The sequence below is a fragment of the Mycobacteriales bacterium genome, assembly GCA_030697205.1.
Taxonomy (GTDB): domain Bacteria; phylum Actinomycetota; class Actinomycetes; order Mycobacteriales; family SCTD01; genus JAUYQP01.
The window spans coordinates 37194-51541 of sequence record JAUYQP010000001.1 but is presented as its reverse complement, the minus strand read 5'-3'; the positions used below and the strand labels follow the sequence as shown (position 1 = coordinate 51541).

13 protein-coding genes are annotated in these 14348 nt (G+C 72.8%); 5 read left to right on the top strand and 8 right to left on the bottom strand.

The window, feature by feature from the left end:
• Positions 1 to 35: 35 nt before the first annotated feature.
• The 4 genes from Q8R60_00230 to Q8R60_00215 are packed head-to-tail and all read left to right on the top strand — an operon-like array spanning position 36 to position 2357.
• Positions 36 to 701: a TetR family transcriptional regulator gene (locus tag Q8R60_00230; GenBank protein ID MDP3710894.1), complete on the top strand. Its 666-nt coding sequence runs from the start codon at positions 36 to 38 to the stop codon at positions 699 to 701.
• Positions 698 to 1501, top strand: a complete 804-nt coding sequence (locus Q8R60_00225) for a YndJ family transporter (GenBank protein MDP3710893.1) — start codon at positions 698 to 700, stop codon at positions 1499 to 1501. Before Q8R60_00230 ends, Q8R60_00225 begins: the two co-directional genes overlap by 4 nt.
• Entirely contained in the window at positions 1498 to 1989 is a 492-nt protein-coding gene (locus tag Q8R60_00220; protein ID MDP3710892.1) for a hypothetical protein, read from the top strand. Before Q8R60_00225 ends, Q8R60_00220 begins: the two co-directional genes overlap by 4 nt.
• 29 nt (positions 1990 to 2018) lie before the next feature.
• Positions 2019 to 2357 carry a hypothetical protein gene (locus Q8R60_00215; protein MDP3710891.1) on the top strand — a complete coding sequence of 113 codons (339 nt, stop codon included), beginning with the start codon at positions 2019 to 2021 and terminating at the stop codon, positions 2355 to 2357.
• Here the strand turns inward: Q8R60_00215 and Q8R60_00210 are convergent.
• The 8 genes from Q8R60_00210 to Q8R60_00175 form a co-directional block, all read right to left on the bottom strand.
• A complete protein-coding gene (locus Q8R60_00210; GenBank protein ID MDP3710890.1) occupies positions 2345 to 3589 on the bottom strand; it encodes a glutamate-5-semialdehyde dehydrogenase in 1245 nt (414 codons plus the stop codon). The genes Q8R60_00215 and Q8R60_00210 overlap by 13 nt on opposite strands.
• 108 nt (positions 3590 to 3697) lie before the next feature.
• Entirely contained in the window at positions 3698 to 4771 is a 1074-nt protein-coding gene (gene proB / locus Q8R60_00205) for a glutamate 5-kinase (protein ID MDP3710889.1), read from the bottom strand.
• Entirely contained in the window at positions 4768 to 6213 is a 1446-nt protein-coding gene (gene obgE / locus Q8R60_00200; GenBank protein MDP3710888.1) for a GTPase ObgE, read from the bottom strand. Before obgE ends, proB begins: the two co-directional genes overlap by 4 nt.
• A 69-nt stretch (positions 6214 to 6282) precedes the next feature.
• Positions 6283 to 6537, bottom strand: coding sequence for a 50S ribosomal protein L27 (rpmA, locus tag Q8R60_00195; GenBank protein ID MDP3710887.1), 255 nt, complete (start codon positions 6535 to 6537; stop codon positions 6283 to 6285).
• Between the two features lie 4 nt (positions 6538 to 6541).
• The gene (gene rplU / locus Q8R60_00190; GenBank protein MDP3710886.1) at positions 6542 to 6856 is read right to left on the bottom strand and encodes a 50S ribosomal protein L21; all 315 of its coding nucleotides are present in this window, start codon (positions 6854 to 6856) and stop codon (positions 6542 to 6544) included.
• 208 nt (positions 6857 to 7064) lie between these two features.
• On the bottom strand, positions 7065 to 10163 hold the full coding sequence (locus Q8R60_00185; protein MDP3710885.1) for an Rne/Rng family ribonuclease: 3099 nt from the start codon (positions 10161 to 10163) through the stop codon (positions 7065 to 7067).
• A gap of 123 nt (positions 10164 to 10286) precedes the next feature.
• On the bottom strand, positions 10287 to 11078 hold the full coding sequence (locus Q8R60_00180) for a TIGR03936 family radical SAM-associated protein (GenBank protein ID MDP3710884.1): 792 nt from the start codon (positions 11076 to 11078) through the stop codon (positions 10287 to 10289).
• A gap of 4 nt (positions 11079 to 11082) precedes the next feature.
• Positions 11083 to 12999: a TIGR03960 family B12-binding radical SAM protein gene (locus tag Q8R60_00175; protein MDP3710883.1), complete on the bottom strand. Its 1917-nt coding sequence runs from the start codon at positions 12997 to 12999 to the stop codon at positions 11083 to 11085.
• Between the two features lie 214 nt (positions 13000 to 13213).
• On the opposite strand from Q8R60_00175, the gene Q8R60_00170 reads away from it, so the two are divergent.
• A complete protein-coding gene (locus Q8R60_00170; protein MDP3710882.1) occupies positions 13214 to 14302 on the top strand; it encodes a hypothetical protein in 1089 nt (362 codons plus the stop codon).
• Positions 14303 to 14348 lie beyond the last annotated feature (46 nt).

The following is a 14348-nucleotide window of genomic DNA, read 5'->3' as shown; positions in this document are numbered from 1 at the left end:
CTCTCATAACTGAACACGTTCAGAAACGAGGATCCATGGCTCCTACCAAGGGCGAGCTCACCCGCCAGCGCATCGTCGACGTCGCGCTCGACCTGTTCGCCGAGCAGGGCTACGACGCGACGACGATGCGGGCGATCGCCCAGCGCGCCGGCGTCTCGACCGGTAACGCTTACCAGTACTTCGCGGGCAAGGACCACCTCGTCCAGGCGTTCTACGAGCGGTCGCAGCTCGAGCACGGCGACGCCGCCGAGGCAGCGCTGGTCGGCTCGCGCGACCTCACCGAGCGGGTGCACGGCGTGCTCACCGCGCGCATCGACACCATGCAGCCCTACCGCGCCTTCGCCGCGTCGTTCTTCCGCACCGCCGCCGACCCGGCCAGTCCGCTGTCGCCCTTCAGCGACCAGAGCGCGCCGGCCCGCGCGATGAGCCAGGCGCTCTACGCCGAGGCCGTCAGCGGGTCGAGCGCCAAGCTCCCGGAGGCGCTCCGTGACGAGCTGCCCGGGCTGCTGTGGCTCTACCAGATGGGCGTCGTCCTCTACTGGGTGCACGACCGCTCCCCCGGCAGCCGCTCGACCTACCTGCTCGTCGACCGCACCGTCCCGATGGTCGTGCGGCTCGTCGGGCTCGCGCGCTACCGCGTGCTGCGGTCCCTGCTCGACGACGTGCTGTCACTGGTCCGCGACCTGAGGAGCTCCCGATGAACGGCCTGCTCGTCGCGCTGCTCGTGGTCAGCCTCGGGCTCGTCGTGCCGCTCGGCGTGCGACTGCTGGCCCTCCCCCTCACCGCTCCCGTCGCGGCCTGGCTCACCGCCGGCACCCTCGCGTCGGTGTCAATGCTGCTCGACGCGGGTCTGCCCGCTGTGCTGCTTGGGCTGCCGATGGCGGTCCTGTGCGCGGGGACGGCTGCGGTCGGACTGCGGCGGGTGACCGAGAGGGTCGACGCGCGGGTGGCCGCCGCGGTGAGCGCCTCGAGCTCGCTCGGGGTCGTCGCCCTCGCCCTGGTCGTCGACCGCAGCAGCATCGCGCCGTTCCTCGGCTTCGACGCGACCGTCTGGCGGCTCACCGTCCTGCACTTCTGCGTCGCCGGTTTCGCGGCCTCGCTGCTCGTCGGTCTGACCCACGTCGCCGCTCCGGGACGCAAGACGTCCTTCGCCTGCTTGGCGGCCCCCACCGGCACAGCCCTGGTGGCCGCCGGTCACTTCCTCGGACCGTGGCTCGAGCTGACCGGCGCGCTGTCGCTGACGGCCGGGCTGCTCGCCTGCTCGTGGGCGGTGCTCCACCTGGTCCGCTTCGACGACAGCGGCGGTCAGCTGCTCGCCGTCGCCGCGGCCGTCACCCCGCTGACCATGCTGCTCGCGGTGTCGTGGGCGCTCGGCGACGCGACCGACCTGCCGCACCTGACCCTCACCCAGACCGCCGCCACGCACGGTGTCGGCAACGCCCTCGGCGTCGGCCTCGCCGGCGTCCTCGGCTGGACCACCGTCACCAAGGAGCAGCTGTGAGCGAGCACGTCATCCTCCCTTTTCGGCCCGTCGAGGGCTGGCGTCGTGCCAGCACCGCGCGCAGGGCCCTCGCCGTGTCCGCGCTCCCGCTCGTGCTGCTGTGGGCCGTCCTGCTCGCGGCAGCACCTGGACGAGGCGACGTCGTCACGGCGGTGACCGGCGTGACCGTTGGCCCAGTCGCGTTCTGGTGCCTGGCGCGGGTGCTGCGCCCGCACGAGGGCGACGGACTCGAGCGACAGCTCCGGCACGCCCTCGCGGCAGCGTCGACGTGCCTCGGCACCGCGGTCATCGTCGGCATCGCCGTCGACACCAAGGACGGCGACTTCCTCGGGCTGTTCGTGGTCGCAGCGACCCTCGGCTTCTGCATCACAGTTCCGTGGGGGGTGGCCGCGGTCGTCGTGCGGGCAGTCCGCACCCCTGTGCCCGCGGCGCGGTACTCGACACCCGCGGGGGGAACCACAGTGCTACCAGCAGTCGGCCGACTATGACGACACGGTCACGCTCAGCCTCGCGCGGCGTGACGATCGGTCTGTGGCTGTGGGTAGTCGCTCTCGTCGGCCAGTTCCTACTCGCCGCGGCTCAGCTCGACGGCTGGACCTCCACCGACGGGTGGATCGCCTTCGCCTACCTGCTCGCAGTTCCACCTCTGTTCGCCGTGCTGCTCCTCGTCCCCGTTGCACGCAAGCACTGGCCGATCACACGCCGCCGCGCTGCGTGGGTCGGAGCCCTGTGGATGGCACTCACGCCCCTAGCGCTCCTGTTCGCCATGTTGGGTGCGGTGGTGCTCCTCGCGGCGCCGTGCGCAGGCCTGACCAGCCTCGCGGGTGCGGCTCCGGGACTTCGTCAGCGGATGTGACCGTCGCCGGTGACGACGTAGGTCGTGCTGGTCAGCTCGGGCAGGCCCATCGGGCCACGGGCGTGGAGCTTCTGGGTGGAGATGCCGATCTCGGCGCCGAAGCCGAACTCCCCGCCGTCGGTGAAGCGGGTCGAGGCGTTGACCATCACGGCGGCACTGTCGAGCGAGCGCACGAAGCGGCGAGCCTCGTCGACGTCACGGGTGACGATCGCCTCGGTGTGGCCGCTCCCCCAGCGGCGGATGTGGGCGACCGCATCGTCGAGGGAGTCGACGACACCGACAGCGAGGTCGAGGGAGAGGTACTCCGCGGCCCAGTCCTCGTCGGTGGCCGGCACCGCGTCGGCGTCGAACGTCGCAGCGCGCGCGTCGCAGTGGAGCACGACGCCCTCAGCCTTGAGCGCGGTGACGGCCCGCGGCAGGAAGGCGTCGGCGACGGAGGAGTGCACGAGCAGGGTCTCCGCGGCGTTGCAGACCGAGGGCCGCGAGGCCTTGGCGTTGACGATGATGGCGACGGCCTTGTCGAGGTCGGCGGTCGCGTCGACGTAGACGGTGCAGTTGCCGACGCCGGTCTCGATCACGGGCACCTGCGACTCGCTGACGACCGCCTCGATGAGGCCGGCCCCTCCGCGCGGGATGAGGACGTCGACGAGCCCCCGGGCCTGCATGAGCTCCTTGACCGAGTCGCGGTCGACGCCCGGCACCAGCTGCACGCTGTGCTCCGGCAACCCTGCCGCGGTCGCCGCCGCGGCGAGCACGTCGACGAGCACGGTGTTGCTGCGGTAAGCCGACGCGGAGCCCCTCAGGAGGACCGCGTTGCCGCTCTTCACGCACAGACCCGCGGCGTCGGCGGTGACGTTGGGTCGCGCCTCGTAGACGATGCCGACGACCCCGAGCGGCACCCGCACCTGCCGCAGCTCGAGGCCGTTGGGCAGCGACGACCCGCGCACGACCTCCCCCACCGGGTCGGGCAGCGTCGCGACGTGCCGCAGCCCGTCGGCCATGGCGGCCACGCGCGCGGGGGTGAGGGCGAGGCGGTCCAGGAGCGACTCCGTCGTACCCGCCTCTCGCCCTGCTGCGACGTCCTCGGCGTTGGCGGCCAGGATGCGGTCGGACTCCGCGAGCAGCGCGTCGGCCATCGCGAGCAGCGCCGCGTCCTTCGCCTGGCGGGTGAGCGGCGCGAGACCGGCCGCAGCCGTCCGCGCCCGTCGGCACGCGTCGAGGACCTGGCTCATGCCAGGGAGCCTACGACTCCCCCTCTACGTCCTACGGCGCCAGCGCGCAGGCGCAACGCCGACCGCAGGACGCAAGGACGAAAGGACGAAAGGACGAAAGGACGAAAGTCAGAGCACCACGAGGTCGTCGCGGTGGACCACCTCGCGCAGGCCGAGCTCGCGGGTCGAGCGGCCGAGCAGCGGGGGGAGCTCGGCGGCGTCGTAGCCGACCAGGCCGCGGGCGACGGCTGCGCCCGAGGGGTCCACCAGGTCGACGGGGTCGCCGGCGGCGAAGTCACCGTCGACCGCGGTGATGCCGGCGGGCAGCAGTGACAGGCGGCGGTCGACGACGGCCGCGACCGCCCCGGCGTCGAGCACCAGCCGGCCGCGCGGCGTCGAGGCGTGCGCGAGCCACAGCAGCCGTGCGGTCGTGCGCGCGCCGGTGGGCGCGAAGAAGGTGCCCCCGACCCCCTCGAGCGCGTCGGCGACCCGGTCGGCCGAGGAGAGCAGGACGGGAACGCCGGCTCCGGTCGCGACGCGGGCCGCATCGACCTTGCTGGCCATCCCGCCGGTGCCGAGGCCCGAGCCCGAGCCGCCGATGTCGAGGCCCTCGAGGTCGGCAGGACCCCGGACCTCCTCGACGAGCCGCGCGCCCGCACGGCGGGGGTCGCCGTCGTAGAGGCCGTCGACGTCGGAGAGCAGCACCAGCGCGTCGGCGCGCACGAGGTGGGCGACAAGGGCGGCGAGGCGGTCGTTGTCACCGAAGCGGATCTCGTCGGTCGCGACCGCGTCGTTCTCGTTGACGACCGGCACCACGCCGAGTGCCAGCAGCCGGTCCAGCGTCGTCTGGGCGTTGCGGTAGTGGGAGCGCCGCACGACGTCGTCGGCAGTGAGCAGCACCTGACCGACGGTGCGGCCGTGGCGGGCGAAGGCCAGCGAGTAGGCGTGGACCAGCTCGGCCTGGCCGACCGAGGCAGCCGCCTGCTGGGTCGCGAGGTCGCGTGGCCGGCGGGCCAGCCCCAGCGGGGCGAGCCCGGCCGCGATGGCGCCGGAGGAGACGAGCACGAGGCCCGGCCGGCCGGCGACGGCGTCGACGAGGGCGTCGAGGCGGGTGGTGTCGAGCCCGCCCGCGGCGGTGGTCAGCGACGACGAGCCGACCTTGACGACGATGCGCTGGGCGCGCGCCACCGCCTCCCGGGTCACTCCGTGTCCTCCGCGGCGAGGTCAGGGGTGACGTCGAGCCCCAGTCGCTCGGCGCGGCGCAGGTCCTTGGCGTAGCGGCGGTCGGAGGCGCGGACCCGGCTGTTGTCGTCGAGGCGGATGTCGGCGCCCTGGGTCGTCGACACGAAGTCCTCGGCGAGCGTGGGGTGCCAGCCGAAGGACACCTCGCCGATCGTCACCTCGACCCCGGGCTCCGCACCGAGGTCGGCCAGCGCCTTCTCCACCCCGAGGCGGTTGAGCCGGTCGGCGAGGTAGCCGACGGCCTCGTCGTTGTTGAAGTCGGTCTGCTGGACCCAGCGCTCCGGCTTGTCGCCGCGCACCAGGAAGCCGCCCTCGACGTCGGGCTCGACGGTGAAGCCGAGGTCGTCGACCGCGGTCGGGCGCAGCACGATGCGGGTCGACTCCTCGACCGGGGTGGCCTTGCGGTCGGCGTCGACCATCGCGGCCAGCGCGAAGAGCAGCTCGCGCACGCCCTCGCGCGAGACCGCGCTGATGGGGAAGACCTGCAGTCCGCGGGCCTCGAGGTCGGCGGTGACGATGTCGGCCAGGTCGCGGGCCTCTGGCACGTCGACCTTGTTGAGGACCACCAGGCGCGGCCGGTCGGACAGCTGGGTCTTGTACTGCTCGAGCTCGCTCTCGATGACATCGAGGTCGGTGAGCGGGTCGCGACCCGGCTCGAAGGTCGCGCAGTCCAGCACGTGCACCAGCACCGAGCAGCGCTCGACGTGGCGCAGGAACTCAAGGCCCAGGCCCTTGCCCTGCGACGCCCCCGGGATGAGGCCCGGGACGTCGGCGACGGTGAAGGTCACGCCACCGGCCTCGACGACGCCGAGGTTGGGCACCAGCGTTGTGAAGGGGTAGTCGGCGATCTTCGGGCGGGCCGCGCTGATCGCGGCGATGAGCGAGGACTTGCCCGCGCTCGGGAAGCCGACCAGCGCGACGTCGGCGACGCTCTTGAGCTCGAGCACGACGTCGAGGACCTTGCCGGGCTCGCCGAGCAGTGCGAAGCCGGGAGCCTTGCGCTTGGGGTTGGCGAGCTGGGCGTTGCCGAGGCCGCCGCGCCCGCCCGCCGCGACGACGTACCTCGTGCCCTCCCCGACCAGGTCGGCGAGCTGGTTGCCGTCGGCGTCGAAGACGACGGTGCCGTTGGGGACGGGCAGCTCCAGCGTCGTGCCGTAGGCGCCGTCGCGGTTGCCGCCCTGGCCGGGCTTGCCGCTCGTGGCCTTCTGGTGCGGGTGGAAGTGGTAGTCCAGCAGCGTGGTCGTGTTGTGCTCGACGACGAGGATCACGTCGCCGCCGTCACCGCCGTTGCCGCCGTCGGGGCCGCCGAGGGGCTTGAACTTCTCGCGGTGGATGGACGCGCAGCCGTGGCCACCGTCGCCGGCGGCGACGTGCAGCACGACGCGGTCGACGAAGCTGGTCATGGTGTCCTTTCAAAGACGAAAGGCGGGCCAGGAAGTCCCGGCCCGCCCTTCGTGACGCTGTGCGGTCGGCTAGCCGACCGGGACGATGTTGACGGTCTTGCGGTCGCGCTTGCGGCCGAACTTCACCGCACCCGCCTCGAGGGCGAACAGCGTGTCGTCGCCGCCACGGCCCACACCGTCACCGGGGTGGAAGTGGGTGCCGCGCTGGCGGACGAGGATCTCGCCGGCCTTGACGACCTGGCCGCCGAAGCGCTTCACGCCGAGGTACTGCGCGTTGGAGTCGCGACCGTTGCGGGAGCTGGATGCGCCCTTCTTGTGAGCCATGTCGTCAGCCCTTCGTGTCGATGGCGGTCACGCGCACCTGGGTGAGCTGCTGGCGGTGACCCATGCGCTTCTTGTAACCGGTCTTGTTCTTGTACTTCATGATGCGGATCTTCGGACCCTTGGTCTGGGCGACGACCTCGGCGCTGACGGTCACGCCGGCGAGCGCACTGGCGTCGCTGGTCACCGTGCCCTCGTCGACGACGAGCAGCGCCGGCAGGGTGAGCGTGGTGCCGGCGTCGCCGACGACCTTCTCGACCTCGACGACGTCGCCGACAGCGACCTTGTACTGCTTGCCGCCGGTCTTGACGATGGCGTACACGGTGGGACTCCTCGACTTCAAGCACTGGTGTGGTTCATGCCGCGCAGCTCGCTTCAGCGGGCGCGCGGGAGTGGCGGCTCAAGAGCCGACCCGGAGAGGCTACCGGACGCAGCCGCCGCCGTCGAACGCCCCGACCCCGTGAGGGATGTGAGGAGTACGACGCGACGCGTCCGACGGCCGCAGGGCCGACCCTGGGGTCAGTCCTGCGTCATTCCTGGGTGGGCGGTCCGGCCGGCCGGCTGGTGGCCCGTCGGCGACGCGGTCGCGCCTCGGGGGCCGGGTCGGCAGCCGGCTCGGGGTCGGGCTCGGGGTCGGGGTCGGGCTCGGGCTCGGGCTCGGGGGCGGGCTCGACCTCGGGCTCGTTCTGGACAGCGTCGCCGACGGCGAGCTCGGCGTCGGCCAGCTCCTCCACCGGGGTGACATCCGCGGGGTCGGGCGTGAGCTCGGGCGAGGACTCGGACGAGGACTCGGGCGTCGGGTCCGGGGTGCCGGCCTCGATCTCCTTGAGCTCGTCGGCGGGGTCGACGGCGGGTGCGGGCGGGGTCGAGGACCCGGCTCCGCGACCGCCACGGCGGCGCCGCTTGGGCCCGGTGCTCTCCTCGCCGGTCTCACCGGTCGCGTCGTCGGCCGGCGCGTCACCGGTCGACGCGGGCGTGGCGCTGCGGACGGGTGCCCCGGGCTTGGGGCCCCGCTCGCGGTCCTTCTGGCTGTCACGCTGGTCACGGCGGCGCTGCTCGGCGCTGGGCCGGTCGTCGAACCGCTCGGTGCTCTCCTTGCGGTCGATCGGCTCGGCGTGGGTGAGGTAGCCGCGCCCGTTGCAGTGCTCGCAGGTCTCCGAGAACGACTCGAGCAGACCCTGCCCGACCCGCTTGCGGGTCATCTGGACCAGGCCGAGCGAGGTGACCTCGGCGACCTGGTGCTTGGTGCGGTCACGACCGAGGCACTCGACGAGGCGGCGCACGACGAGGTCGCGGTTGCTCTCGAGGACCATGTCGATGAAGTCGATGACGATGATGCCGCCGAGGTCGCGCAGGCGGAGCTGACGGGCGACCTCCTCCGCGGCCTCGAGGTTGTTGCGGGTGACGGTCTCCTCGAGGTTGCCGCCCTTCCCGACGTACTTGCCGGTGTTGACGTCGATGACGACCATCGCCTCGGTGCGGTCGATGACCAGCGAGCCGCCGGAGGGCAGCCACACCTTGCGCTCGAGGCCCTTGGCGATCTGCTCGTCGACGCGGTGCGCGGCGAAGACATCGCGGGTGTCCTCCCAGCGCGACAGCCGCGGCGTGAGGTCGGGTGCGACGAACTCGACGTAGTCGCGGATGGTCTCCCACTCGCTCTCGCCCTGGACGACGAGCGAGGTGAAGTCCTCGTTGAAGACGTCGCGGACGACCTTGATGACGAGGTCGGGCTCGGCGTGGAGCAGCGTCGGGGCGCCGCCCTGCGTGGACTTGGTCTTGATGACCTCCCACTGCGCCTGCAGGCGGCGGACGTCGCGCTCGATCTCCTCCTCGCCGACGCCCTCGGCGGCGGTGCGGATGATGACGCCGGCGTCGTCCGGGACGATCTTCTTCAAGATCGACTTGAGGCGGGTGCGCTCGTTCTCCGGCAGCTTGCGGCTGATGCCCGTCATGGAGCCCTCGGGCACGTAGACGAGGTAGCGGCCGGGCAGCGAGATCTGGCTGGTGAGCCGGGCGCCCTTGTGGCCGAGCGGGTCCTTGGTGACCTGGACCAGGACCTCCTGGCCGGAGCTCAGGACCGACTCGATCTTGCGCGCCTGGTTGCCGCCACCGGCCCCGAGCAGGTCGTAGTTGACCTCGCCGGCGTAGAGCACCGCGTTGCGGCCCTTGCCGATGTCGATGAACGCGGCCTCCATGGAGGGCAGGACGTTCTGCACCCGGCCGAGGTAGACGTTGCCGGCGAAGGACTGCGCGGAGGCCTTCGTGACGTAGTGCTCGACGAGGATCCCGTCCTCGAGCACCGCGATCTGGGTGCGGTCGCCCTTCTGGCGCACCAGCATCTGGCGGTCGACGGCCTCGCGGCGGGCCAGGAACTCGGCCTCGGTGAGGATCGGCGGGCGGCGGCGACCGGAGTCGCGTCCCTCCTGCCGACGGGCGCGCTTGGCGGCCATGCGGGTCGAGCCGCTGATGCCGCGCACGCCGTCCTCGTCGGCGGCGCTGGCGCCACGGACGCGCTGCTGGCGGGCCTGCGGCTCACGCACGTGCACGACGGTGCCGGGCGGGTCGTCGGTGCCGAGGTCGGCTCCTCCCCCGGATCCGCTGCGGCGACGACGCCGACGACGGCGCGCCGTGCCGGCCGCGCCGCCCTCACCTCCGTCGTCCTCGGACTCGTCGTCGGTGCCGTCGGCACCCTCGCTGTCGTCGGACTCGTCGGTGCTGCCAGTGCCGCTGGTGCCGGACGCGGGACGGGTGGCGGGGCGGCGGGTCCTGGCGGTGGCGGGCGCCGCGTCGGCGTCCTCGCCGTCGGTGTCCTCGCCGTCAGCGTCCTCACCCTCGGTGCCCTCGCCCTCGGGGCGGCGGCCACGGCCGCGACGGCCGCGACGACGGCGCGACCGCGGACGGTCACCGTCCTCGCCGGCCTCGTCGTCGTCACCGGCCTCGTCGGTCTCATCCGTGGCGGAGTCGGAGTCGACAGGGGAAGGAACCGCTGCGAGGAACGTCGCCGGGGCGATCGCGCCGGTGGTGCCGGCGCGACGACGGCGGCGCGGCGCGGCAGTGCCGTCCCCGTCGGCAGCGGGCTCAGCTGCGGCGGCGGACTCAGCAGCGTTCTCGGAGGCGGTCTCGGCAGCCGTCTCGTCGTCGGTCTCGGCGTCGTCCTCGGCCAGCTCGGTCGGGGTCTCCTCGACAACCGGCGGCTGGAAGGGGACGGCCACCGAAGCGCGGCGGCGGGTGCGCGGCTTGAGCGCCCCATCGGTCACCTCGACGACGTCGCTCGCGTCGGCGGCGTCGGCGGAGTCGCTCGTTGCGGCGGTCGCAGTGTTGTCGGTCGACTCGGTCGACTCGGCGCTCTTGGCCGCGACCTTCTTGGCGGGCGCCTTCTTGGCGGTCCGCTTCGCGGGGGCCTTCTTCGCAGGTGCCGCCTCGGCCGCGCCGTCGGCGGGGTCACCCGCGCCGGGCGGGTCGGTGGTCGCGTCGGCGGCGGAGGCGGGCCCGGCGGTCGGGTCGGCCGTGGGGGCTGCGGTCGCCTTCGTGGCGCGTCGCCGCGGGGCCTTCACCGGAGCGGCGGGCGCAGTCGCCGCACCGTCCGTGCTGTCCGAGCCGTCGGTGGTGGGGGTGTCGTTGTCGAGCAAGGCTGGTGCTCCGGTCCGGTCCCCGCGCTGACGCATCGCGGTGACCCGGGGGGTTCGACCCGTCTCGGCCGGGTCGGCCGGGGCGGGAGAAGTCTGGTGGGGTGCTCCCGGGCTCCGAAGGGCTCAGGGGCCGCCGACGGTCTGTTCCCGGTCGGCGTCCTGTCGCGTTGCCCCGGCGGGATCATGTCCGCGATCGGGTGCGAGCGGGTCGCCGACCTCGCCGTCCGCGCTCAGTGGGCCCTGTGCCTGCCGGGTGGCCTCGGGAGGCACCGGCGGCACGAGGTCTGCCACCGCACGCAGTGCGGAGAGGACGTCGTCGGGTCGAACAGCAGGCGTCACGTGCCGTACAACCAGGAGAAGTGTCGCACACCCGTCCCCCGGATCGGTCGCGACGAGCCGTACGACGGGCCCGCGCGCGTCGAAGCGGCGTACGCCGTCCTTGGTCAGCCGCTCGACGGGGACCTCCGCCGCGGCGACGAAGGCCGCGACCGCGGACTCCACGTCGGCGAGCGCGAGGCCGGGCAGGCGGATCGCCCAGCGGGAGGCCTCGACGCGGTCCGGGAGGCTGGTGCCGACGGGAGCCTCGACCGCCTCGAGCACGTCGAGGCCGACGGGCAGGCTCTCGTCGAGGGCACGCCGCAGCGCCTCGGGGTCGACGATGCGGGCCAGACCGATCTCGACGTACTCCGCTTCCGAGGCCACCCCGGTCGGGGCTGCACCGACCCAGCTGACCTTGGGGTGGGGGCTGAAGCCGGAGCTGTAGGCCATGGGGACGTCGGCGCGGCGCAGGGCGCGCTCGAAGGCGCGCGCAATGTCGCGGTGGCTCGTGAAGCGGAGGCGGCCGCGCTTGGCGTAGCGCAGGCGCAGGCGCTGGACCGGCGCGGGCTGCGGCAGGCCGGGGGGCTTCTTCGCCACGCCGCTAGACGACCGAGAGCGGGAGAAGGGTGCGGCCGGTCGGGCCGATCTGGATCTCGGTGCCCATCTGCGGGCAGACGCCGCAGTCGAAGCACGGGATCCAGCGGCAGTCGTCGAGCTCGGTCTCGTCGAGCGCGTCCTGCCAGTCGGCCCAGAGCCACTCCTTGTCGAGGCCGCTGTCGAGGTGGTCCCAGGGCAGGACCTCGTGCTCGCCGCGCTCGCGGGTGGTGTACCAGTCGACGTCCACACCGGTGCCGGCCAGCGCGGTCTCGGCGGCCGCCATCCAGCGGTCGTAGGAGAAGTGCTCGCTCCAGCCGTCGAAGCGGCCGCCCTGGCGCCAGACCTCCTCGATGACCGCACCGACCCGGCGGTCGCCGCGGCTGAGCAGGCCCTCGACGGTGCCGGGCTTGCCGTCGTGGTAGCGGTAGCCGATGGCCTTGGCGGTGCTCTTGTCCTCGCGGATCGCGTCGCGCAGCAGCTTGAGGCGGCGGTCGGTCTCCTCGTGGCCGAGCTGGCTCGCCCACTGGAACGGCGTGTGCGGCTTGGGCACGAAGCCGCCGATGCTCACCGTGCACCGGACCTCGCGCGTGCCGGTCGCCTGCCGGCCGGCCTGGATGACCGCGCGGGCCATCTCGGCGATCTCGAGGACGTCCTCGTCGGTCTCGGTGGGCAGGCCCGCCATGAAGTAGAGCTTCACCTGGCGCCACCCGGCGGAGTACGCCGCGGTGACGGTGTCGACGAGGTCCTGCTTGCTGACGGTCTTGTTGATGACCTTGCGCAGCCGCTCGCTGCCGCCTTCGGGGGCGAAGGTGAGGCCGGAGCGGCGACCGTTGCGGGAGAGCTCCTGGGCGAGGTCGATGTTGAAGGCGTCGACGCGGGTGCTGGGCAGGGACAGGCTCGTCTGGGTGCCCTCGTAGCGGTCGGCGAGGCCCTTGGAGATCTCGGCGATCTCGGAGTGGTCGGCGCTGGAGAGGCTGAGCAGCCCGACCTCTTCGTAGCCGGTCGCCTCGAGTCCGGCCTTGACCATCTCGCCGATGCCGGTGATGGAGCGCTCGCGGACCGGGCGGGTGATCATGCCGGCCTGGCAGAAGCGGCAGCCGCGGGTGCAGCCGCGGAAGATCTCGACGCTCATCCGCTCGTGGACGGTCTCCGCGAGCGGGACGAGCGGCTGCTTGGGGTAGGGCCACTCGTCGAGGTCCATGACGGTGCGCTTGGCCACCCGCCACGGCACGTCGGGGTGGTTGGGGGCGACCCGGGCGATGGTGCCGTCGGGCAGGTAGTCAGTGTCGTAGAAGCGCGGGACGTAGACGCCACCGGACTTCGCGAGCTCGAGCAGCGCCTGCTCGCGGGTGAGGCCCTCGGCCTTGGCGCGCCGGATCGTGTCGGTCATCTCCAGCACGGCCTGCTCGCCGTCGCCGAGCACCGCGGCGTCGATGAAGGCCGCGATCGGCTCGGGGTTGAAGGCCGCGTGGCCGCCCGCGAGCACGATCGGGTGGGTCTCGTCGCGGTCCGTCGCGTGCAGCGGGATGCCCGCGAGGTCGAGCGCCTCGAGCATGTTGGTGTAGCCGAGCTCGGTGGCGAAGCTGATGCCGAGCACGTCGAAGTCCTTGACGGCGCGGTGCCCGTCGACGGTGAACTGCGGGACGCCCGCCTCGCGCATCAGCGCCGCGAGGTCCGGCCAGACGCTGTAGGTGCGCTCGGCGAGGACGTCGGGCTGCTCGTTGAGCACCTCGTAGAGGATCATGACGCCCTGGTTGGGCAGCCCGACCTCGTAGGCGTCGGGGTACATCAGGCACCAGCGGACGGTGGTGTCCTCCCAGGGCTTGACCGTGCTGTTGAGCTCACCGCCGACGTACTGGATCGGCTTCTGGACGCGCGGGAGCAGCGGCTCGAGCAGGGGGAACACAGACTCGCCAGGCATGCGGACCAGGGTACGGCGTACACCCCCCGCCCGCCGCCCGGAAGATCATCAGCACCCTCTCCCCGGGAGCCCGCCTACCCCCGCAAGATCGACAGGTGGTCTGCACGGAACACGCCGGCGAGTCTCGTGCAGACCACCTGTGGATCTTCGGACCCTGTCCACAGATCAGTCGGTGGGCCTTGTCGCGCGCGCCGGCCCTCCAGACGGTGGTCGCATGACGTCACTGTCCGAACTGGGCCACACCTCGCTGGGTGTGTGGACCCGATCCCACGCGATCCCGCTCCTCAGCCGGGGTCGGGTGGACCGCCTCGTCGCGCAGGGCACGTGGCAGAGCCCGTGGCCGGGTGTCCTCGCGGACGGCGGAACGGACCTCGACCCGGACCAACGCGCCCTAGCCGCCGTCCTCGCCAGCGGTGGCACGGTCGACGTCGACCAGGAGCAGGACGACCAGGAGTACGACGACGCAAGCCTTCCGGAGACTGGCGCTGCCGGTGCGCCCCGTCCGGTCCGCGTGGTGGTCTGCCTGCGGACAGCCGCCCGTGTGCACCGCCTGCCGCTCATCGACGACGACGACCCGGCGACGGGCGCCGACGAGCACCGCCTGGACCACGTGCACGTCCCGTCGCACCTGCGCGACCTGGTCGTCGCGGCTCCACCTGACACCGGACGCCTGGTCGGCAACCGCTTCGTCCCCGCTCCCCCTCGCGAGCTGCATCGGCACCAGCTCGCGCTGTATGCGGATGAGGTCGAGCGGACGGCCTGGGGTCTGTGGGTCACGACGAGGGCGCGGACCCTCTACGACTGCGCGGGCGTCCTCACCCACGAGGCCCTCGTCTGCGCGATCGATGCGGCGCTCCACAGGCATCTCGTCACGTCGTCGGCGCTCGTGGCCATGGCGGAGCGACACCACGGGGAGCAGGGGGCGCCGGCGTTCCGCGCAGCGCTTGACGTGGCGGACGGTCGCGCCGAGTCAGTGGCCGAGACGCTGGCGAGGCTCGTCCTGCAGCCCGCGCTGCCCGGGCTGGAGCCGCAGGTGAAGATCTACGACGACCGCGGCGACATCCTGGCCCGTGTCGACCTCGGCGACCGGGCAGCGAAGCTCGCCGTGGAGACCGACGGCAAGCGGGCGCATGCCGGGGAGCGCATGGTCGCCAAGGACAACCGCCGCGACTGCGGGACCCGTGGCCAGGGCTGGTGGACCGAGCGCGCGACGTGGTGGGACTGCCGGCGCGGTCAGGCTGCGCTGCGACAGCGGGTCGTCGGCGAGCACCGTCGCCTCATGGCCCGCACCGCCCGTCCATGATCGACAGGCGCTCTGCACGCGAATCACCGGCGTGTCCCGTGCAGAT